16 protein-coding genes and 1 tRNA gene are annotated in these 22923 nt (G+C 36.5%); 9 read left to right on the top strand and 8 right to left on the bottom strand.

Annotation, left to right across the window (positions count from 1 at the left end):
• Nucleotides 1–334 precede the first annotated feature (334 nt).
• From glyQ to DSM106972_RS05765, 6 genes are all read left to right on the top strand, one after another.
• Nucleotides 335–1216: a glycine--tRNA ligase subunit alpha gene (gene glyQ, locus DSM106972_RS05740; protein WP_127079966.1), complete on the top strand. Its 882-nt coding sequence runs from the start codon at nt 335–337 to the stop codon at nt 1214–1216.
• A gap of 81 nt (nt 1217–1297) precedes the next feature.
• The gene (locus tag DSM106972_RS05745; protein WP_127079660.1) at nt 1298–1780 is read left to right on the top strand and encodes a DUF4079 domain-containing protein; all 483 of its coding nucleotides are present in this window, start codon (nt 1298–1300) and stop codon (nt 1778–1780) included.
• A 108-nt stretch (nt 1781–1888) separates the two neighbouring features.
• Nucleotides 1889–4252 (top strand): ComEC/Rec2 family competence protein, encoded by a 2364-nt coding sequence (locus tag DSM106972_RS05750; protein WP_127079662.1) that lies wholly within the window; start codon nt 1889–1891, stop codon nt 4250–4252.
• 52 nt (nt 4253–4304) lie between these two features.
• A tRNA-Ser gene (locus tag DSM106972_RS05755) sits at nt 4305–4391 on the top strand.
• 146 nt (nt 4392–4537) lie between these two features.
• Nucleotides 4538–5683: a CapA family protein gene (locus DSM106972_RS05760; protein WP_127079664.1), complete on the top strand. Its 1146-nt coding sequence runs from the start codon at nt 4538–4540 to the stop codon at nt 5681–5683.
• A gap of 12 nt (nt 5684–5695) precedes the next feature.
• Nucleotides 5696–6058, top strand: a complete 363-nt coding sequence (locus tag DSM106972_RS05765) for a DUF4864 domain-containing protein (protein WP_127079665.1) — start codon at nt 5696–5698, stop codon at nt 6056–6058.
• Nucleotides 6059–6301: 243 nt separating this feature from the next.
• Here DSM106972_RS05765 and larE read toward each other — a convergent pair whose 3' ends face one another.
• The 4 genes from larE to lipA all read right to left on the bottom strand — a co-directional run bounded on the left by larE (nt 6302) and on the right by lipA (nt 10572).
• Complete coding sequence (gene larE / locus DSM106972_RS05770) at nt 6302–7126, bottom strand: ATP-dependent sacrificial sulfur transferase LarE (RefSeq protein ID WP_127079667.1); 825 nt, start codon at nt 7124–7126, stop codon at nt 6302–6304.
• 117 nt (nt 7127–7243) lie between these two features.
• Nucleotides 7244–9007, bottom strand: a complete 1764-nt coding sequence (gene hrmK / locus DSM106972_RS05775) for a hybrid histidine kinase/response regulator HrmK (protein ID WP_127079670.1) — start codon at nt 9005–9007, stop codon at nt 7244–7246.
• 462 nt (nt 9008–9469) lie between these two features.
• Nucleotides 9470–9604 carry a photosystem I protein PsaX gene (locus DSM106972_RS05780; protein ID WP_073621040.1) on the bottom strand — a complete coding sequence of 45 codons (135 nt, stop codon included), beginning with the start codon at nt 9602–9604 and terminating at the stop codon, nt 9470–9472.
• A gap of 98 nt (nt 9605–9702) precedes the next feature.
• Nucleotides 9703–10572, bottom strand: a complete 870-nt coding sequence (lipA, locus tag DSM106972_RS05785; protein WP_127079672.1) for a lipoyl synthase — start codon at nt 10570–10572, stop codon at nt 9703–9705.
• Nucleotides 10573–10760: 188 nt separating this feature from the next.
• On the opposite strand from lipA, the gene DSM106972_RS05790 reads away from it, so the two are divergent.
• Both DSM106972_RS05790 and DSM106972_RS05795 read left to right on the top strand, forming a co-directional pair.
• Complete coding sequence (locus DSM106972_RS05790) at nt 10761–11342, top strand: response regulator (protein WP_127079674.1); 582 nt, start codon at nt 10761–10763, stop codon at nt 11340–11342.
• A gap of 250 nt (nt 11343–11592) precedes the next feature.
• Nucleotides 11593–17190: an ATP-binding sensor histidine kinase gene (locus DSM106972_RS05795; RefSeq protein ID WP_127079676.1), complete on the top strand. Its 5598-nt coding sequence runs from the start codon at nt 11593–11595 to the stop codon at nt 17188–17190.
• A gap of 182 nt (nt 17191–17372) precedes the next feature.
• On the opposite strand, the gene DSM106972_RS05800 is transcribed toward DSM106972_RS05795, so the two are convergent.
• The 4 genes from DSM106972_RS05800 to rbp form a co-directional block, all read right to left on the bottom strand.
• Nucleotides 17373–18422 (bottom strand): methyltransferase, encoded by a 1050-nt coding sequence (locus DSM106972_RS05800; protein WP_201800686.1) that lies wholly within the window; start codon nt 18420–18422, stop codon nt 17373–17375.
• Nucleotides 18423–18524: 102 nt separating this feature from the next.
• A complete protein-coding gene (locus DSM106972_RS05805; protein WP_186538434.1) occupies nt 18525–19271 on the bottom strand; it encodes a hypothetical protein in 747 nt (248 codons plus the stop codon).
• 893 nt (nt 19272–20164) lie between these two features.
• On the bottom strand, nt 20165–21727 hold the full coding sequence (locus DSM106972_RS05810; protein WP_127079678.1) for an NAD(P)H-quinone oxidoreductase subunit N: 1563 nt from the start codon (nt 21725–21727) through the stop codon (nt 20165–20167).
• 326 nt (nt 21728–22053) lie between these two features.
• Nucleotides 22054–22368 (bottom strand): RNA-binding regulator, encoded by a 315-nt coding sequence (gene rbp / locus DSM106972_RS05815; protein ID WP_127079680.1) that lies wholly within the window; start codon nt 22366–22368, stop codon nt 22054–22056.
• 180 nt (nt 22369–22548) lie between these two features.
• Between rbp and DSM106972_RS05820 the strand changes: the two genes are divergently transcribed.
• Complete coding sequence (locus DSM106972_RS05820) at nt 22549–22782, top strand: hypothetical protein (RefSeq protein ID WP_127079682.1); 234 nt, start codon at nt 22549–22551, stop codon at nt 22780–22782.
• The last annotated feature ends 141 nt before the right edge of the window (nt 22783–22923 follow it).

The raw sequence follows: 22923 nt of genomic DNA on the forward strand, positions 1-22923 counted from the left end.
TCTGGAAAACTGATGAATCAGTTATTACTAGGCATTTGTTTGTTTAGCTCTAAATAGCTGATTTAAACCTCAGCTAAGGTTAATTTCTTTACATTGCTAACGCAAATGTTATACTGGCTATCAAACTATATAATTTTCATGGTTCGACCACTTGACGAACTGCGCTCTCTCGCGCTCGCTCATCAGCGACTTATTTAATATAGCGAGCGTAAATAGTATTGTCAACACTTTTTTCAAAAAAAATTTGATTAATTTTTTACTGCGTCTAAATGCCTTGCTGTGGCTACTTTGAGCAACAATAGTTATGCCAGAGCGTATAACAGGAGCAAGAAGAATGAATTTTCAATCGTTGATTTTACAGTTACATAAGTTTTGGAGTGAGCGTGGTTGTCTAATTGCCCAACCTTACGACATGGAGAAAGGCGCCGGCACTAAAAACCCCCACACATTCTTGCGAGCATTGGGTCCAGAACCTTGGTCAGTTGCATACGTAGAGCCATGTCGGCGCCCTACAGATGGACGATATGGAGAAAACCCAAATCGCTTTCAACACTATTATCAATATCAAGTACTTATAAAACCCTCACCAGATAACATCCAAGAAATATACCTAGACTCACTGCGCGCACTGGGTATTCGACCCGAAGACCATGATGTACGCTTTGTAGAAGATAACTGGGAAGATGCAACAGTAGGCGCCTGGGGTACTGGTTGGGAAGTTTGGCTAGATGGAATGGAAGTAACTCAATTTACATACTTCCAGCAATGCGGTGGAGTAGACTGCCGTCCAGTATCTATAGAAATAACCTACGGACTAGAACGGTTGGCAATGTACCTTCAAGGCGTCGAAGCAATAACCAAAATTCACTGGACTGACAACATTACATATGGAGATGTTCACCTCCAAGGCGAAATTGAACAATGTGTATACAACTTTGAAGCATCAAACCCCGAAATGCTGCTGACACTATTTAATATGTACGAGCAAGAAGCTACTCAGTTAACCGAACGGGGATTAGTCCTACCCAGCTTGGATTATGTAATTAAATGTTCACACTCTTTTAACTTACTCGATGCAAGAGGTGTAATTTCAGTCACAGAAAGAACTAGATACATTACCAGAATTCGCAACTTAGCCCGTAAAGTAGCTCAATTGTACGTAGAACAACGAGAGCGATTAGGTTACCCTTTACTTAAAAATACATCTGACACCTAACACACCAAAAATGCTAGTAGTAGCCTAAAATTTATTCTTGGTAAGTGTGTAAAGTTTTATTACAGAGATTGAAACAAAAGAATGGGCACTAAGTTAGCTGAAATTTTAAAACCTATTGCAGCATGGTTCCGCAGTTTGAACGTTCCAGAACCAATTGTGCATTGGGGACACCCAGCCATGATGGGCATCGTTATATTTGTCCTAGGTAGCTACGTTGCATACGCAGGTTGGCAAGGGAGAATCGCAGCAGATAAAGATGTAGCGATTAAAAATCGTGCAGACCACCGCAAACTGGCGCCTTTAATGTTTATCTTTATGGCATTAGGTTACACAGGTGGCTTATTATCTCTGGTTATGCAGAAGCAACCCATTATGGAAAGTCCACATTTTTGGACTGGTTCTAGTGTACTGATACTCTTAGGGCTTAACGGCGCCATTTCATTAAATGGTTTTGGTGGAAACAATCAAGGACTGCGGAACTTACACGCTTATTTGGGCAGTACAGCATTTTTGGTCTTGATAATACATGCCATACTTGGGTTTAGATTGGGAATAAGCATCTAGTATCAAAGGCGTATGTTAATAAGATGGTGCATTCAAACGACACGCACCATCTATAAATAACTCGGTAAATAGTGCTTAACTTTTTCTATAACTCTATTAAAGATTGGCATGGTTCAGGTGAGCGGTGTAATTATATGTCTTGCTTATATTCTGGGGTTGCTATTCACAGCAATTCCAGGAAGCGGTTTATGGATTTTAGGTATTGGCGTAATCGCGGCAATTATATTTAGAAAAAGACTTATTCCACGTAAAACGCAGCAAACTAAAGCAAAAGGACAAATTCAGTCAAAAAGTCTACCTGCGAATAGACACCTACTTCCACATCCGAGAGTATGGCTAATAGCTGGTTTCATTGGTTTACTAGCAAGCTTTTACCTTCAGTCTCGCACTCCTACCCCAGGCGCCAACGATATTAGTAAATATGTTCTAACTGGAAATAACAGTAATCAAGAACAACTATATATTGTGCGTGGCACAGTAAGTAGTACACCCAAATTAACTCGCGCTTCCAAAGGACAGTTTTGGATGGAAGCAAAACAGTTTGATGAGGTGAAAGATCAAGACGATAAAATTGGTGGAAGTAAAGGAGTATCTGGTAATTTATATGTCACCGTACCGTTATTACAAGCAACAGGATTATATCCAGGTGCGGAAATAGGTGTCACAGGAGTTTTGTATAAACCCAAAAGCGCAATAAATCCAGGAGCTTTTGACTTTCAAAATTATTTAAATCAACGAGGCGCCTTTGCTGGATTAAGCGGGCGCCAAATAAATATATTAAATGAAGATAATAAAGATAGAAAGTGGGGATGGTGGAAACTGCGCGAAACAATTATACGCGCACAGGTTAGCCCTTTAGGTATTCCCTCTGGTCCACTATTAAGCGCAATGGTCGTAGGTAGTAAAGGTGTAGATATACCGTATGATGTACGCGACTTATTTATTAAAGTTGGTTTATCACACGTTTTATCAGCATCAGGGTTTCAAACTTCTTTAATTTTGGCAGTAATTTTAAGTTTAACTCAACGCGCAAAACGTGGCACTAGATTTACATTAGGAACTATTGCATTAATTATATTTGTATCTCTAACAGGCTTTGACCCCCCGGTAGTTAGAGCTACAATCATGGGATTTGCAGCATTGATTGCTTTACTACTAAAACGTACAGTTAAACAATTGAGTTTATTGTTGCTCACAGCAACACTAATGCTAATATTGAATCCATTATGGATTTGGGATTTAGGTTTTCAACTTAGCTTTTTATCGACACTGGGCTTAATTGTTACTGCCCCAGCAATAACTAAACGTTTAGGTTGGCTACCATTAGCAATAGCTGCTTTAATAGCAGTTCCCTTGGCAGCAATGATTTGGACTTTGCCATTACAACTATATTTATTTGGAACTATACCTGTCTATTGTTTATTACTCAATATAATTACGGCGCCTTTAATTTCAATAATTAGCTTAGGTGGTTTCTTAAGTGCGCTGTTCTCGGTTATTCTACCTTCAGCAGGTAGCTATTTAGCTGGACTACTATATCAACCAATCAACTGGTTATTGAACATAGCACAATTTTTTGGAAATATACAATTTAGCTCTTTTTCAGTGGGTACTATTAGCCTACTACAATTAATTACCATCTATACACTCATAATACTAGTATGGTTCATTCGTTGGTGGCAGCGACGCTGGTGGTTTGCTTGTGGTGTTGCTTTAGCATTAGTATTTATCCCTGCTTGGCATTCTACCAACACATTGTTTCAAGTTACAATGCTCGCAGCAAATGGAGAACCTGTAATTGTTATTCAAGATAAAGGCAAAATCACATTAATTAACGGTGGAGATGAAGGAACAGGACGCTTTACCATATTACCGTTCCTACAACAGCAAGGTGTGAATCAAATTGACTGGGCTGTAGCATCAGATTTTCAAGATAACGGTAGTAATGGTTGGTTAGAAATATTACTACGTTTACCTGTCAGAGCATTTTATGATTATTCTGCAAATTCAGAAAATGCTCTGGCAAGTTCAGCAATTCAGAAAAAATTACAACAAAATCAAGGCGCCTATCAAGCATTAGGAGTTGGGCAGAGTATAAACGCTGGCACAGTCGCTTTACAGCTACTCAACGAAGAATTACCTATACTACAAATGCAAATTCAAGACAAAAGCTGGTTACTAGTTGGAAATCTTAAACCTACAGAGCTAAAAAACTTGATTAAAACTGGCGCCATACCACGTTCGCAAGTTCTTTGGTGTCCACCTCAAATATTAAAAGAGCTAGTTAGTACTGTACAACCAGAAGTAACAATTACCACAAGTGCTGACATCGACCCAAACATTCTGTCAGAAATTAGTGACATCAAAACCCAGCTTCTATTTACTGGACGTGATGGTACGATTCAATGGAAACCGAACGGACAGTTCGAGACTTTTATACAAACGATGGAAAATAAGACTTCAGCACTTTAAAACTAACCAATAGTCATGCTATTATGATGAGCGCATATAAAATATAAAACCTGGAGAGGTGTCCGAGTGGTTGATGGTGACGCACTCGAAATGCGTTTTGGCAGCAATGTCAACGGGGGTTCGAATCCCCCCCTCTCCGATTATTCCTTGTAAAATAGATTTAAACAAAGGTGTCTCCCCATTGTTCCAGTTGGAAGGCGCCAATAATGAGATTGAAATAAAATATACCTAGACATAGTAGATTAGTGAGCTAAACTGTACTTCATTGCGTGAGGAGGTGCGATTATGCTCAATCGGTGGTTAGGAAAATTACTTTCAGTTACGTTTGTTAGTACATGTTTATGTGTGGGTATTACGCTTGGAAGTGCAATTCGGATGGGTAAAATACAAGCATCTGATAAACCGCCGAAACCTTCAGACTCTCTACCCATATTGCCTCCGGTAACTGAGGAGCAAATTTTTCCTGATTCGATTACAATTCAAGCTGTTGGGGATGTTATTCCTGGTACTAATTACCCTAACAATAGATTACCTAGCAATCGTAATAAATTAATTCCTCAATCAGTACGTAAATACTTAGCAAATGCTGATATATTATTTGGCAACTTTGAAAGTTCTTTAACAAACTATCGCTATAGCGCCAAAGATATTACCAAAGGGCAAACATTTGCTTTTCGGTCGCCACCAGAATATGCCAAACTATTTGCTGATGTTGGATTTAATGTATTTAATGTCGCGAATAACCATGCTTTAGATTTTGGAGTGGTGGGTTTTCGTGACACGGTTAAAAATTTAAAAAAGGTAGGTATTAATACTTTAGGTCATAAAAATCAAATTCTTTTGCTTAATAGTAATAACGTCAAGGTAGCAATGGTTGGATTTGCGCCATATGATTATTACAACTCGATTCACGATATATCAACTGCTGCACAACTTGTTAAATCAGCACAAAAGCAAGCTGATGTTGTGATAGTGTCAATGCACGCAGGCGCCGAAGGCACCAATGCGTTGCGAACTCGAAACAGTAACGAGTATTTTTATGGTGAAAATCGTGGTAATTCAGTTAAGTTTGCCCGAACAATGGTTGATGCAGGCGCCGATATGGTTTTGGGACATGGACCACATGTACCACGAGCGATGGAAATTTACAAAGGTAAATTAATAGCTTATTCGTTGGGTAACTTTTTGGGATATCGAACTTTATCCACAACTGCCGAAACTGGTTACTCAATGATTCTAGAAGCAAAGTTAAATCAAACTGGAGATTTGGTTGAAGGTAAAATTATTCCAGTTCATATGGATAAACAGGGAATTCCTCATATTGACAAGAATAAACGCACGGTCAGACTAGTACGCGATTTGATAAAAAAAGATTTTCCTAAAACTTCAATGAAAATTAATCAAAAAGGCGAAATTGTAGCTACTAAGTAACTCATTTTTAGAATGAAAGTAACTGATAGTGATAGCACGGCTATTCGTTTCGTGATTGAACAGCAATTGCAAGCGCTTCAACAAGACAACGCTGAAGAAGCGTTTGCTTTCGCAAGTCCTGAAATTAGGACGCAATTTCAAACGGCAGAGAATTTTCTCAAAATGGTGAAAACAGGGTACTTACCTGTTTACCGTCCCCGTTCGGTACTGTTTGAGAATATTACTACAATTCAAGGAAATATTACACAGCTTGTATTGCTTCTGGGTCCTGATGGAGTTCCAGTTAGGGCTTTATATTTAATGTCCAAGCAGCCAGAAGGCATTTGGAGAATTAATGGCTGCTTCTTAGTGCCTGTTGAAGCAGAAATTTTGTAAATGTGGTCAGATTAGCAACGGATGATAAGCGGATGTAACGGATGATTTATTTGCTATGCAAGCGGTGCCAAAGTGTGAGTACTACCTGTTAACAAAACCAGTAGTACCAAATTGCTGTGTTTGAGCAAGAACCCAATACGAGACTTATAATATTTTCTCTGTGGTCTCTGCGTCTTTGTGGTAAAGATAATTACTTGTAGTTATTGCACAGGCGAAGAAGGCCTGTGCTACAAGTTGTCGAAACTAATTGATGTTGACTAGTTGTTTGTTAAGGACTTGGTTTAACTTGCCGCTGCGATATCCTTCTAAATCTAATGTGACGTAGATAAAACCTAGTTCTTGGAAAGTAGAAACGACTTGTTGTAAATCTGTATTTTGTACAAAATCTTTAATGTGTTCGGCTGGTAGCTCAATCCGTGCGGTATCACCTTCAGAGCGAACACGCAGGTTTGAAAACCCTAGTTTACGTAAATATATTTCTGCCCTACCTACTCGCTGCAATTTAGCTACTGTAATCTCTTCTCCGTAAGGAAATCTTGAACTTAAGCAAGGTTGTGCTGGTTTATCCCACCACGGTAAACCAAGTTGCTGCGAAAGCTGGCGTACTTCTAGTTTACTGGCACCTACTTCAGCTAAAGGAGAAAAGGCGCCTCTTTCTTTGGCAGCTTGAATACCTGGACGATAATCGTGTAAATCATCAGCATTGACCCCATCTACAACGTAAGGATAACCAAGCTGGTTTGCTAATGGTCTAAGGGTGTCGTGAAGTTCGCTTTTACAAAAATAACAACGGTTAACTGGATTTGCTGTATAATTAGAATTTTCCATCTCGTGTGTTTCGATTACTTGATGGCGAATTCCAATTGTCGCAGCTTGAACTTTTGCATCTTCTAACTCTTCTGGAAGCAAAGAAGGTGAAACAGCAGTCACAGCTAAAGCACGTGTACCTAAGACATCATATGCAATTTTTGCTACTAAGGTACTATCAACACCACCAGAATAAGCTATTAACGCTTGCTCCATTTGAGCGAATAAAACTTTGAGTTTATCAAGTTTTTCATTTAACATAAATTTATATTATATGGCACCAGTTCTTATTTTAAACATATTTTAGAAACCGGGTTTCTTATTTGATAACTTGTAATAAAAATAACGATTTTGCGAGAGAAACCCGGTTTCTACTATTTAACTATATTTAGATATAATTGCTGCAAGCAGTGGTAAATCAATTGGCTTACAAATATAATCGTCAAAACCAGCTGCAATACAGGTTTCACGGTCGCCTTTCATTGCCATCGCTGTTTGAGCTATTATTGTTATATCTTTATAATTTTCATTTTTACGTAATTGTTTAATTAACTTGAAGCCATTGCAGTCAGGTAAGTATATATCTAGCAGAATTATTGATGGGCACTGTTGCTGTAAAAAATCCCAGAATTGAGTAGCATTTTTTACCCACCCTACCTTGTAACCTAATTTTCCTAAGTAGGTTTGCATCATTTGTGCGTTGGGCAAGTCGTCCTCCAATATTAAAATGAAGGGAGGATTAGAAGATAAAATTACTTCAGGAAGTGGGCAATAAGTAGTATGCTCCATTCCTGCAATTTGATTTGTATTATTTTCTGTTTCAACGTTTATAGATTGATTCAACGGTAATACAATTGTAAAACGCGAACCTTTATTCATCTCAGATTCAACTTCGACGTAACCACTGTGAAGTTCTGCTAACTTACGAGTTACTGCTAGTCCCAAACCTGTTCCTTCATCACGACTTACCAGTACATTGGCTATTTGCGAATAAGGTTGAAATAATTCCCCTTGATGCTCGAATGGTATACCTGTACCTGTATCCCAAACTATAAAATGCACAAAGTCATTGATTTTTTTAACTTGCAAACCAACTGAACCAGACTCAGTAAATTTTAAAGCGTTAAAAAGCAAATTTAACAGCATCTGCTTGAGTCGTAGCGAGTCAGCGATAATGTTCGTCACATCAGGGTCTAAATCCAAAACCATTTTCAAACCCTTTGCTGCAGCTTTCTCTTTTACCAGCGCAAAAACAGTTCGACTAATTGCGGGTATATCTACAGCTTCCCACTGCACCTCCATTTGATTTGCTTCGATTTTGGAAAGGTCTAATATATCGTTAATCAAAGCTAGCAAATGCTTGCCGCTAGACTGAATTATATTTAAGTATTCTTGATGACGTTCGCGACTGGCATCAAATCCTTGAGCGATTAATAAATGAGTAAAGCCAAGAATTGAACTTAATGGAGTTCTAATTTCGTGACTGGTGCTAGCAAGAAACTGATTTTTGAGTTGATTGGTACGCTGAAGCTCTTGATTATAGCTCTTTAAATCTTGATAAACTTGTTCTAATGATTGTAACTGCCGCACTTGTATTAACGCTGCAATACATCGCTCAACAGATGATTCTAGCAACTGCTGCTTACACGTGTTAAAAAAGGCAGTTTCTTTAATTTGAGTTGGGTAGACAATTATCAGCCATCCCACTAATGTGTTGACTTGGTTAGCTGTAATTGGGAAGGCACACTGAGGCTGCTGTGTTTTCCAACAATTTAATTCATCGGTACTAATTATTTGTTCTAGCTGTAGTTTAACTTGTGGATTTTCACTTTCAGGCGCCGCAGCAGTTGAGATATAGCAAAGTTTTGCACAAGTAGACCCAGGTTGAACTAATGCAATACCAACTTGACTCGACTTAATCGCAAGTCCAAGCTGATTGACCAAGGTTTGAAATATTTTAGACTCTAAACACTGTATATTATCAGTGCAAATGGAAATTAAGCATTCGTTTAAATGAGATTGCAGGTGATTTAAGCTGCTTTCTACCCATAATTGGTCGCGCAAATGCTCAATCGTGGTCAAAAGTGTTGATGTTGAATCAACTTGTGAGTTTTGTTCTGGTAAGCTCGAATACTGCTGCATTGTCAAATCGACCACTGAACAAATTTGGCTACGCACAAAAGTGCTTGTAAGTCCCCATGTATATTAGCGTACATTTATCTCTATATTGATAAGTTAAAACCAAAAGTGTCAAATATAACTTTAATGTTGATACTCATTATCAAAAATCATTCATCGCAAAACCGTAATAACAACTAGACAAGATTAACTCATGAATGCACAATTTGCCCAGTTTATTACAAATTAAATTAACCAACTTACCCAACTGACTGTAAATACGATTACTGTAGACAGTACCATTGCCCTGACTACATTTGGCTCTTTGTCTTACGTATGAAATTTTACGGTTGGAATGCTGCTTTCCGAAAAACTACTATAGTCGCACATGCACTCGACACAAGCAAATTCAATTAAGTGTGTATTTATTTTTGTAAAGAAGGGTAAAGGCAAAAGGGTTTCCGCCTTCACCTCTACCCTTATGGATTACTCAAGAATATGGAAATAGAACGCAGCTACTATGAAATTGCCAGCAAGAAGCAGAAGTGCCCAAGCTGTGCGATAGGTATAAGGAGGTTTAGCTCCAGTATTCGCAACGTCTTTTCCAACTGTAGGTGCCATATATGTGAACTCCTATTTTAAGAACTTCTTTAGAAATACCAAAGAGCTGTCCCCATTGCCTACATTCGTAAAAAATATTTTTGTTAGCATCATTTTATTTATTCCCCTGCGTGATACGAACTGCGAACTAAAGGACCCGAACGAACATGACGGAAACCCATTTTGCGCGCGATATCGCCAAGTTCATCAAATTCTTCGGGTGTCCAATATTTTTGTACTGGTAGATGTTCTAGTGAGGGACGCATGTACTGACCTAATGTAATGCGGTCACATTTATACGAACGTAAATCAGCCATTGTTTCGATGATTTCTGCGCGTGTCTCACCATGTCCTAACATCAAACCCGATTTAGTTGGAATTGCTGGGTCAACATCTTTGACGATTTGCAATACTGCAAGTGAACGGTCATATTTGGCGCCACGTCTGACTCTTGGAGTTAAGCGTCGTACTGTTTCGATATTATGGTTAAAGCAGGCGGGTTTAGATTGAGCAATAGCTTCGATACGAGAAAAGTCACCGTAAAAATCCGGAGTTAAAACTTCGATTTGAGTTTCAGGATTTAATTCTCTGACCTTCGCCATTGTAGTTACAAAATGTCCGGCGCCTTGGTCGGGCAAATCATCGCGTGCAACCGAGGTCAAAACTACATAGCGCAAACCCAAAAGCTTTACTGCCTCAGCTACCTTGGTTGGCTCATCAATATCTAAAGGCATTGGCGCATGTCCTTTGTCAACCTGGCAAAACGCGCAAGACCTTGTACAGGTTGGACCCATCAATAAAAAGGTAGCAGTTTTTTGAGCATAGCACTCTGCCCGATTTGGACATCGACCCTCCTCGCAAATCGTATGTATTTGCCGCTGCTTAATAATTTGCTGGACTGTTGAAAGTTCGCTAGCTTTGCCAATTGGGCGCCGTAGCCATTGAGGGAGTGCCAAAATTTCTGATTTAAATTCTGTATTTGAAGACATATATCACCTTGATATCAGTAAAAACCATTACTACGTGGATACGTACACAACAAATTTACATCATCGTTATATTTCCCAGAATCTACTATCCCCCAATTCACATAAATATTGGATATAGTGGGATGATTCATTGTCTACTAATCGGCATTAGCCATCTAAAACTAAAGTATCTGTTAGAGAAATCAGTCGTGGCAAGTAACAAAATCCTAGTTATCGATGACACTACAGTTGTTAGGGTAAAAGTACGAGAAATGTTACCTCCTTCAGGCAACTTTCAAGTGTTTGAAGCAAAAGACGGTATTGAGGGGCTAAAACTTATCCAACAGGAAAAGTTTAGCTTAATTATGCTGGACTTTCTCTTGCCCAAAATGAGCGGATGGGACGTATTCCAACAAATTCAAGCCCAACCCGACTTAAGAAAAATCCCCTTGGTAATCATGTCAGGGCGAAAGGAAGAAGTTACGGAGAAAATCTCGGAACCTTTTGAGTACTTTGAATTTCTCAACAAACCCTTTGACCAAAAACAGTTAATTAATGCTATTAAAGCAGCAATGGCGAAGTCAAAACAACCTCGCCAAGACCAAACCCAAGTGAATGCACAAGCTGCTGGTAAAAATGGAGCAACTCCAACAAACGGTGTTGTAACATCTACAAACGGAGCTGAAATTCAGGCGTTAAATGACAAAATTGCCAAAATGCAAGTGGAAATAGACAGCTTGAAGAAACAGTTAGCTCAAGTAGTGACATTTATTAAACAAAAAATTAAATGAGTTGTTGTACTGCTATGCTAGCCGTAAAACATATAAGCCTGTAACAATCAGGCTTTTTATTTTAAATGTTTGTGTTCGTAGTAAAAGCTTGATTAAGAAACCGGGTTTCTTTATTGGAACTCGGTTTCTCACATTTTATAAGTAACTACATTTTTTCTTCTACAAAAGTATTCATATTTTTTATGGTTCTGTTAGTAGCTGTAAAAAGGTGGGAATACTACTTGTAGAGAAGATTTGAGTATATTAATACATGTCTGTATCATTAAATAGTATCTCCGGGCTTCCTGGCTACCATATTATTGAAGAAGTCTATCTAGGTTCAAGAACAGTTGTTTACAGAGGTATAAGAGAAAAAGACCAAGTATCTGTCATCATTAAAATGATGCGGAATGATTACCCAACTTTTAGTGAAGTAGCTCAATTTCGTAATCAATATACAATCACGAAAAATCTCAGCCTGACTGGGGTCGTTAAAACATATAGCTTAGAAAACTACCGCAATGGTTATGCTTTGGTAATGGAAGATTTTGGCGGTATTTCTCTTCAAGATATCAAAAAATTATTGAATCAAGAAGAAACAAAAGTAGAGAATTATAGATATCTAAATCATTTATTACACTTTAATAATAAATTTGATTTTATTAGTTGTTTTTTACATATTGCTACTTCAGTTACTACTGCCCTTGATGTTATACATCGTAACCGCATTATACATAAAGATATCAAACCCGCTAATATTCTTATCAATCCTACGACTTTTGAAGTTAAAATAATTGATTTTAGCATTGCTTCACTTTTACCTAAAGAAGTTAAGCAGCTTACAAATCCCGACTTTTTAGAAGGAACTCTTGCTTATCTTTCTCCTGAACAAACAGGACGTATGAACCGTGCGCTCGATTACCGCACCGATTTTTACTCGTTAGGTGTCACTTTTTACGAGCTTTTAACTGGGATATTACCCTTCGCTAGCAACGACCCTATCGAGTTAATTTATTGTCATCTTGCAAAGCAAGCAATACCTATACAAACTATTAACCAAAATATTCCTAGCACTATTTGTCAAATAGTCAATAAATTAATGGCAAAAAATGCCGAAGTACGGTATCAAAGTGCTTTAGGTTTGAAACATGATTTAGAAGTTTGCTTATATTCTTGGCAGGAAATGAAACGTATTGTGCCTTTTGAATTAGCACAGAAGGATATTTCAGACCGCTTCTTAATTCCGGAAAAGCTATACGGTCGAGAATCACATGTAGAAACTTTGCTCGCTGCTTTTGAACGCACTTCGATCCCCCCTCAGTCCTCTAATGTTGAGATGGTTTTAGTTACGGGTATTTCTGGAGTAGGTAAAACTGCTGTAGTTAATGAAGTTCATAAACCAATTATCAAAAATCGTGGTTACTTTATTAAGGGAAAATTTGACCAGTTTGAGCGAGATATACCCTTTGCTGCGTTAGTACAAGCTTTTCGCGATTTGATTGGGCAACTACTGAGTGAAAGTGAAACTAAAATTGAGCGTTGGAAAGCAAAAATTTTGGCTGCATTAGGAGAACAAGGTCAAGTCATTATAGACATTATCCCAGAATTAAAAATTATTATTGGGTCGCAACCTGAAGTTCAAGAGCTTTCAGGTAGTGCTGCACAACATCGCTTCAATTTATTATTTCAAAAATTTATTCATGTTTTTGCGGCGCCAGAACATCCATTAGTTATTTTTATCGATGATTTACAATGGGCTGATGCAGCTTCTTTAAAGTTGCTTCAATTATTGATGAGCGACACGCAAGACAGTACGAGAAGTTTACTATTAATTGGCGCCTATCGAAATAACGAAGTTGACGAATCACATCCTCTGGATATCACAATCAAAGAAATTCAAAAAACCGGAACTAAAGTAAATTATATTATATTAGAACCTTTAACGCAAAATCAACTAAACTCTCTGATTGCCGATACTCTCCATCATCAGGAGGTAAATACTACTGTTCTTACTCAAATGGTATTTACTAAAACTAAAGGCAACCCGTTTTTTGTAAATCAATTTCTTAAATATTTATATAGCGAAAAAGCAATTAGATTTAATGGCGAAACTGTTAAATGGGAATATGAGCTTGACAAAATTAAAGCGCTAGCTTTTACAGATGACGTTGTAGAATTTATGGCAAAACAATTAGAAAAATTGCCATACTCTACTCAAAATTTGTTAAAATATGCTGCTTGTATAGGTAACGAATTCGATTTAAAGACTTTAGCTATTATTAATCAAGAGCCAATAGAAGATTTAACAGAAAAGCTGTGGGATGCATTATTGGAAGGGTTAATTGTACCAAAAGCCGAAACTTGTAATGTATTATATGAAAGTTTAAATCAAGATGTAGTAGATATTAATAATTACTCAAACTATAAATATAAGCAAGGATATAAATTTGTACACGACCGGGTACAACAAGCTGCATATACATTAATTTCTGAAGAAGAAAAACAGTTGACTCATTTAAAAATAGGAAATTTACTTTTCAAAAGTACTCCAATACATCAAAGAGAAGAAAAAATTTTTGAGTTAGTCAAACAGTTTAATGTTGCTATTGATTTAATTACAGAACAAACAACACGTGATGAACTGGCAGAAATAAATTTAACTGCTGGACGTAAAGCAATGGCATCAACAGCATACTCAGCAGCATTCAACTATTTAACTATAGGAATTAACTTATTAGCAGAAAATGCTTGGGAAATAAAATATGAACTAACTTTAGCTTTGTATGAAACCGCAGCAGAAGCAGCTTATCTTAGCGGAGAGTTTAAGCGCGCTAAACAATTTATTGAAATAGTGTTAGCACATGCTCAGACCTTGTTAGAACAAGTAAAGGTTTATCAAATTAGCATTGAGACTTATAAAGCACAAAGCCAAGCAACTGAAGCTATTCAAGTTGGATTAAAAGTCTTGAGATTATTAGGTATAGAATTGCCAGAGAAGCCAAACCAGCAAGATGTTGGTGTTATTTTTCAAAAGACACAATTGGCTTTAGCAGGAAAGGATATTAGCAAATTCATTGACTTACCTAAAATGAATAGTCAAGAGAAGCTGATAATGATGAATGTTTTAGTCAGACTCTTACCAATTACAGCTGTTACAAATCAAGTATTATTTAATTTAATCGTTTTAAAACAAATAAATTTATCATTAAAATATGGCAATTGCGACGCATCTGCTATGTCATATGGAACGTATGGTATTGCTTTAAATAGTCATTATGAAGATATTGATTCAAGTTATGAATATGGGCAGTTGGCTTTAAATATTTTAAATACATTTAACAATCCTGTGTTTAAATCTATTGTTTTATTTGTTGTAAATACATTTTTGCTAGTTTGGAAAAAACATATAAAACAAACTATTAACCCTTTATTAGACGCATATGTGATAGGTCTTAATACAGGAGATTTAGAGCATGCAGCTTACTCCAATTACATGTACATTGAGCATAGTTTTTGGATGGGAAAGAACTTATTAGATTTAGAAAAAGAAGCCGCTCAATATCATGGTAAAATTACTCATATACAGCAAGATATGCCGCTTCAAACTCTTACAATTAACTGGCAAACAATATTGACTTTATTAAACAAAACAAAACAGCCATATTGTTTAAGAAGTGAAATATATGATGAAGACGTTATGCTACCAATATATGAACAGCTTGGTAGTAGGACACCTATTTTTTATCTACATTTACAAAAATTATTTCTTAATTACTTATTTCACAACTACTCTCTAGCGCTATGCAATGCGAAATTAGCTGAAGATTATTTAGATGCTGTTCCATCTAAGTATGTTATTAGTATCTTCTGTTTATATTATTCTTTAACACTTGTAAAGTTATATCCAGAAGCTACACCTGTTGAGCAAGTAAAAATTTTAGATAAAATATTATTGCTTCAAAATCGATTAGAAACTTGGGCAAAACATTCTCCAGAGAATTTTAAGCATAAATACTGTTTATTAATTGCAGAAAAATATCAAATTATAGGCAAAAGATTTGAAGCGATAGAGTATTATGAGTTATCTATTTCCATTGCAAAAGAACATGGGTTTGTTCAAGAAGAAGCTTTAGCTAATGAACTCACTGGTAATTTCTATCTGGCATGGGGTAAAGATAAAATAGCTCAAATCTATATAATAGATGCTTACTATTGCTACGTTCGATGGGGAGCAAAAGCAAAAGTTGATGAGTTGCTACAACGATATCCACAATTACTAGCTCATATTATCGAAAAAGAAACTTTTAGCCGTCCTTCAATCCGCGATAGTAATAGTTTACCTCAAACATCGCTGTCTACTTTTTGCAGCAATCAAACGATATTTGGCTCATATACTAGCATTTCTAAATATTATGATGTCGCTACTATTATTAAAGCATCACAAGTTTTGTCAGAAAAAATTGATTTTTATGAACTTATAAGTACGCTAATACAAGTCGTAATGGAAAATGCTGGCGCCTCTAAGTGTGCTTTAATTTTAAGTGAAGGAGAAAATTTAGATTTAATTCTTAGTGCTGTTGGCACCACTTTAACATCTATTTCTACTACATTCCCATTTATTCAAATTGATGACAGTAAAGATGTTCCTGTTAGTTTAATTCATTATGTCAAACGTACTAAGGATATCTTTGTATTTGACGACGCAAGAGATGTTGCCTTTTTAGCTGGAGATAGTTATATTGTTCGGGAACAACCTAAGAGTTTACTCTGTACGCCAATTATCAACCAAGGTAAATTGCTTGGTATTTTGTACCTTGAAAATAATGTTGCGGTAGGAACATTTACACGCGACCGTATTAAAATTCTCAACCTCCTTACTACACAAGCTGCTATTTCGCTCGAAAATGCTAGACTCTATAAAAACTTGGCGCAAGCGAATCAAAACTTAGAGAATTATAATCACAAACTTGAGGAAAAAGTTGAGGCAAGAACTCAAGAACTCAGTGAAAAAAATCAGCATTTAAAACAAGCTTTAGATAATTTAAAAAATACTCAAACTCAACTTATACAAAGCGAAAAAATGTCAAGTTTAGGGCAAATGGTAGCAGGAATCGCACACGAAATCAATAATCCTATTAACTTTATTTATGGTAATATTACTCATGCAAATAATTATATTGGTGACTTGCTTGATTTAATTAATCTATACCAGCAGGAATATTCTCCCACGCCACAAATTCAAGCAAAGAATGAAGAAATTGACTTTGATTTTTTATCACAAGATTTACCTAACTTGCTGGAGTCAATGAAAATTGGTAGTTCGCGTATTCGTAATATTGTTCTTAGCTTACGTAATTTCTCTCGTCTAGATGAAGCTGAGATGAAGCCTGTTGATATCCATGAAGGGATAGATAATACTTTAATGATATTACAGCATCGATTACAGGCAAAAAGCTATCGACCAGAAATTAAAATTATCAAAGAATATGGAGTACTATCTCAAGTCAACTGTTATGCTAGTAAATTAAATCAAGCGTTTATGAATATCTTAAATAATGGAATTGATGCGCTTGATGAATTAATTTCCAGTGATAAGTCTTTAAATTATAAACCTGAAATTCGTATTTCCACAGAATTAATAAATTCAGGCAGAGTTAGGGTTAAGATTGCAGACAATGGTACTGGAATAAGTCAAGAAGTTATACATAAAATTTTTGACCCGTTTTTTACTACTAAGGCTGTAGGTAGCGGAACAGGACTAGGCTTATCGATTAGCTATCAAATTATTGTAGATAGACACAAGGGTAAGCTCACTTGTAATTCCTGTTTAGAAAAAGGAACTGAATTTGTGATTGAGATTCCAACATAATTACTGGAGTTTAGACTAAATAATCTAAAACCCTTGTGTAGTAAGCATTCTAGACTTTGGAATCATAAACAGTCAATAAATCATCAAAGCTTTACCGGATAAGGGTTTAGCGGCTTGATGTGTAAAAATAGTCTAAACTCCAGTAATTAATATTATAAAAAAACTTTATTCTGCAAACATAATTAAATACATACTCCCTCCAATAGACTTATGGCACTAGCAGTAGGCAAAATTCTATTTAAGTGAAAACCTGCTGCTTCAAAAAGCTGCCGATATTCTATCTCAGTGCGCTCTTTACCCCTAGGATAAAAAATCATCATTTCTATATCCATTAATTTACTGAGATGAGGCTCATTACCAGGAGGAACGACACCTTCGACAACAAGTAATCGACCTTGTTTAGATATGCTCTCACGAATATTACTAAGTATTTGTATACAGCATTCATCATCCCAATCATGAAGAATATGAGACAGTATATATGCATCACCATTAGCAGGAATTAATTCAAAAAAATTCCCACTTTCCATCTGACAACGATTACTAACTCCTTCTGCTTCTATTAAATCTTTGGCGCCAGAAATTACATGTGGCAAATCAAAGAGAACACCGCTCATTTTCGGGTTTGCTACCAAAATAGCGGCAATCAATGCTCCATGACCACCTGCAACATCTACAATTGTTTCAATACCAGAAAAATCATATGCATCCACAATTGCGGTATGTGAGTGCTTTGACCAACCAGTCATTGCATCATTAAATATTGCTGCGGATTGTGGATTTTCTGCAAAAAACTTGAAAGTGTCGTCAGCTTGATACAAATGTTCCAAAGCAGGCGTACCAGTTTTAACAATATTGACAATGTCTCCCCAGCAGTGCCAGTGCCACTCGTCACCTAACATTATGGCAAGACCGCGTAAGGAACCAGGAATATTACTTTGTAGATATTCTGCCATAGGTGTTAGAGCAAATTTGTATGGCTCGACCTCGTTAAATATATCGACACTTGCTAGTGCGCGAAGTATCCGATATAGGTATGAAGCTTGAGAGTCTGTGAAGAGTGCAAGTTCATTAATATCCTTGGCTCCATCTTTTAGCAAATCTGCTATTCCTAAAAAAGCAACAACATAAACAGCTTGAGCAATCCAAGTTCCAAACATAATTTGACTCAAAGCTAAAGCTGGATATAAGTTATCGTTTCTCAATAATTTTCCTTTAATATTCATTGTCATAATGTTTTTGTAATAAATTGCTGATTTTTTCTGATTTTTTTATTACTTAGAGTGTTGAAACACAACCTCTAAGAAAATAAACAAAGCCAAACGTGTATATTTCTATAGTATGGCTAATTCACGCTTTTTATCAATAGGTTTTATGTAAGGTTGTTCAAGAGAATAATTTACAATATATTCCATACATTCACCAAACATTTCTGTAAATGCTGTAAATACTGCTTCCACTAATTCAAAAGCTTTATTCTTGGTTTCCTCACTTAACTCTAAAGTTGCTATAAATTCTTCTACATTTTCAGTACCGATAGGATGACCTGTCTCTACATCAAAGTGAGACTGACCAAAATAACGATACTTTTGTTTACGACTTTCAGTAAGTTTCTTTGCTATTTGCGCTGTTCTATATAAAATAACGTGTCCTGTTGCTTCAATTGCTTCTGATATTGCTAGTCTTAAAATTGGGTCAGTGTTAAAAGTATACAATAACCCAATCTTATGACATACTAAACGTGTTTTTTGTGTTTCCTCGCTCCACATGAATTTTAAAGATTTACTAAAAGGTATAGAGTGGTCAAATCCTAGTTTTTGTACATCTTCCAAGAACCACTGCCAATGATGGTCATCTTCATAGGTATGTATGTTAATAATTTGTTGAATTTTATTATTGCTTGGCTCTTGTCTGAGAACAAATTTGTTTAAATCCCCAAAGTTCATAGCAAAAGGCGCAAGGCAGGGAATCCAAGCTAATCTTTGTAGAGGTTCTATGCTTTCATCCTCCATATATTTTAACAATGGCAGTTGCTCCAACTCTTGTTTTTTAATTCTAATTAATGCAAGAACATCTTTCATCTGTGTGACCTCAATTTAATATAATTTACCCTTGTTCAATTTACTATCTAAAACTTTTTATCAATGAATGAAAGTTGAGAATAGACAAAAATAATTTTTGGATAGCGAATTAAACTATTTTCTTAAAATCCATTCTTTAATTTTTTATTTAAAAATACTATAAGTATTTGCGCTGAATTATTTTATTCTGTTAGTTGCAATTTAGCTTGCAGTTACTAAAGATACATTATCAAAACAAATCTCAACCATAAGATTTATTTAAGCGTAAAAGAATGTTGTGGTGGTAATGCATAACTCTAAGTTCTCGTATGTTGAGTTTTAAACACATATCACTGTCTTAAAGTTTTAATTAATTTTTTAAAAGATATCAAGTCCAACACAGAATTTATAAATTTTTGCTTAAAATTATTAAAAAAATTTTTTTCAAGATAAATAAAAAGTATTACAAATAACAGTAAACAATAGTAATAATACTTAAATGTCATAATTACATGACATTAATTTTTACATAAATACTACTTCGATGCTTGTTTGCATCATAAATTAAAATATATATATAATAAAAAAATAATAGATTTTAATCTATGATTATAGAAAGTAGTTTTTCAATATCCTTATCCAGATAGATGTAAATTCAGTAAATACTTACTAGTTGTAATAAATATATCATCAAGTTAATAAGCATATATTTAACTGTTAATATCATCCTAAGTGCAGATAGACATAGGGATGAAAATGAAGATATATCTAGAATCTTTGCCATTTAACAATAGACATTTCCGGAAAAGATGTAGAGACGCTCCAATTCCTGTAATAGAAAAGGCGCCACTATAGGCGCCTCAGAGTAAATGTATTGAATTGGCTACAAGCTGTATCTTGTGAAGCAATTAGAACTATAACTCCTGTTGCTCGTGGATTTTAGCTATAGTTACTTGAGCTTTTTGTGCTGTGACAGCTTGCAACATTGGGGTGTGGGTGACAGAGTTATTCGCTAGGGTAAAAATTGGGTTGGATAGAACACCAAGTAGCGAAGTTGCAATTAATGTGGTAATCAAACCAATTTGTAAAGGTCTAAACCCAGGTAACTTCCAATTAATTTCTGGGTAGTTCTTAATGGCGTCGGACATTTCTTGAGGTTCTTTAACAACCATCATCTTGACAACGCGAATGTAGTAATAAATGGAGATAACGCTAGTGACTAATCCTAACAACACTAGCCAGTAAAGTCCTGCTTGCCAACCTGCCCAAAATAGGTAGATTTTACCAAAGAAGCCCGCAAGAGGAGGTATTCCACCTAAAGATAGCAGTGAGAGGCTTAGACCAAGAGTTAATAGTGGGTCTTTTTGGTATAAACCTGAGTATTCAGCGATTTGGTCGGTACCTGTTCGTAATGAGAATAGGATTACACAGGTAAAACCACATAGGTTCATAAACAGGTAAACAAGCATGTAAAATACCATGCTGGCGTAACCTGCCTCAGTTCCCGCAATTAAACCAATCATCACAAACCCTGCTTGGGCAATTGATGAGTATGCTAGCATCCGCTTCATACTGGTTTGAGCTAGGGCAACTACGTTACCCAAAACCATACTGAGTACTGCAAGTGCGGTGAAGACAAATTTCCATTCTTCTGCCACAAGCGGAAAGACTGTGGTCAATAAGCGTAGTGCAAGTGCAAAACCTGCTGCTTTAGAACCCACTGATAAGAAGGCAATTACTGGAGTTGGCGCCCCTTCATATACGTCAGGTGTCCATTGGTGGAAAGGCGCCGCTGAAATTTTGAAGCCAACACCAGCGATTACAAATACTAATGCAATAACTAAACCAAGCGATTGCGTCAAGTTAGCATTAGTAATTCCTAACTCAATTGCAGTTAATTGTGTTTTTCCACCTGATAATCCGTAGAGTAAAGACACTCCATATAGAAAAACTGCTGTACTTGAGGCGCCAATAAGTAGATACTTGAGGGCTGCTTCGTTTGAACGAGGGTCGCGTTTGGTATAGCCTGTGAGCAAATAAGAGGAAATACTAAGCGATTCAAGCGCGATGAAAATAGTGACTAGTTCATTCGCTCCAGAAAGAATCATACCTCCTAAAGTAGCAGTCAGCAAAATACCAATAAATTCAGCTAATGCGGTTCCACTTTGTTCGATATAACGAATTGACATTAAAACGGTAACGGTGCTTGAGAGAGCAACAATACCGCGAAAAACAATACTTAAGTCGTCTGCATTGAAACCACCGCTAAAGCCTATAGGATTAGCGCTATCCCACTGCAAGTAAAGAGCAAATATTGAGGCTAGCAAGCCACCAATCGCGACATAGCCAATCCAGCGCTCTGAGGCACGCCCCAAAGCCAAATCAATTATCAAAACTGCCATCAGGGTTATAATTACAATCCCTTCTGGTAGTATCGTTCCAGCATTTAGCTGGGCTGCAAGATTAGCAAAATCCATGACAATTATTAGGTTTCAGCTATGAATCAAGGAACCAACTGTGTTAATTCTATTGTTTTTTGGGAATTCTAACTATAAATTAGAAACCGGGTTTCTTTTTCAATATCTGTAATGAAAAAGACAATTTCGCTCCCGAAACCCGGTTTCTGTTTCTTTCAGACATAAAATTAAGCATATAGGTTACGAACTATAACTTTGATAAATAAATCAAAGCAAATAGTGTCTCCTATATGCTACGCTTATAATTAAATTCCGATAGCAAATTGTTTCTTAAGGCTCAAAAGCTTTGAAGATATGGCTTTGCTGTCTCAAATAATGGTTTTATTTTAGTAGGGACGTGAATAACTGCTGTTTTCACCCTTGCTCCAGTTATTGCCACCAGAGCGACCACCTTTCTCTTCTTTAGGCCTTGCTTTATTGACTTTCATTACGCGCCCCATCCACTCTGCACCATCCAGTGCGTTTATGGCTGCGGTTTCCGCCGCGTCGTTTTCCATTTCAACAAATCCAAAACCTCGCACACGACCTGTCTCTCGGTCAGTGGGTAATTGTACTCGCTTAACGCCGCCGTACTCAGAAAATACTTTTTCTAAGTCGTCTTGAGTAACGTTGTAGGATAGGTTACCTACGTAGATTGACATGAAACTCTCCAGAATTGAAATAAGTCAAGATGTACATTCGCAGAATTACTTGCAATTGGATGTAAAAACAAGAACATATCTGCCGAATTTCTTTCTCCTAAGTTTATCCTAGCATAACTTTTTTGCCTGTAATGCCAGTTGACACCTGTCTAGCGAGTGATTTTTATAAAAGTATAATATTTGACTTATGATTGCTATTTATTTACTTTATGGTTAGGCAATGATGATTATAGAATTAACGTTTACGCTCACTGTCAGCTAAAAGAGGGCGCCGTGACGAGTGCTATGGTTTTGCCGTGGGTTAAAAATTTCGTGACTCGTTTTTTGATGTATGACTATATTTATTATCGATATAAAAGAATTGAGGACTATACTATGGTTTCGATGTTAACCAAGCTTCGAGGCGCCGATTAGACAAATAGGGCAGATTTTTACTTGCTAACAGTCGCCAAAAAAGCAAGATATAAGTTAATGATTGAAATAGCTGGAACCAACACGTATGTGTCAAAGGTCTAGCAGCACGCTCCTCAACATACGATGAGGGATGTAAACCCA

Origin of the sequence: Dulcicalothrix desertica PCC 7102 (assembly GCF_003991905.1) — a bacterium.
Taxonomy (GTDB): Bacteria; Cyanobacteriota; Cyanobacteriia; order Cyanobacteriales; family Nostocaceae; genus Dulcicalothrix; species Dulcicalothrix desertica.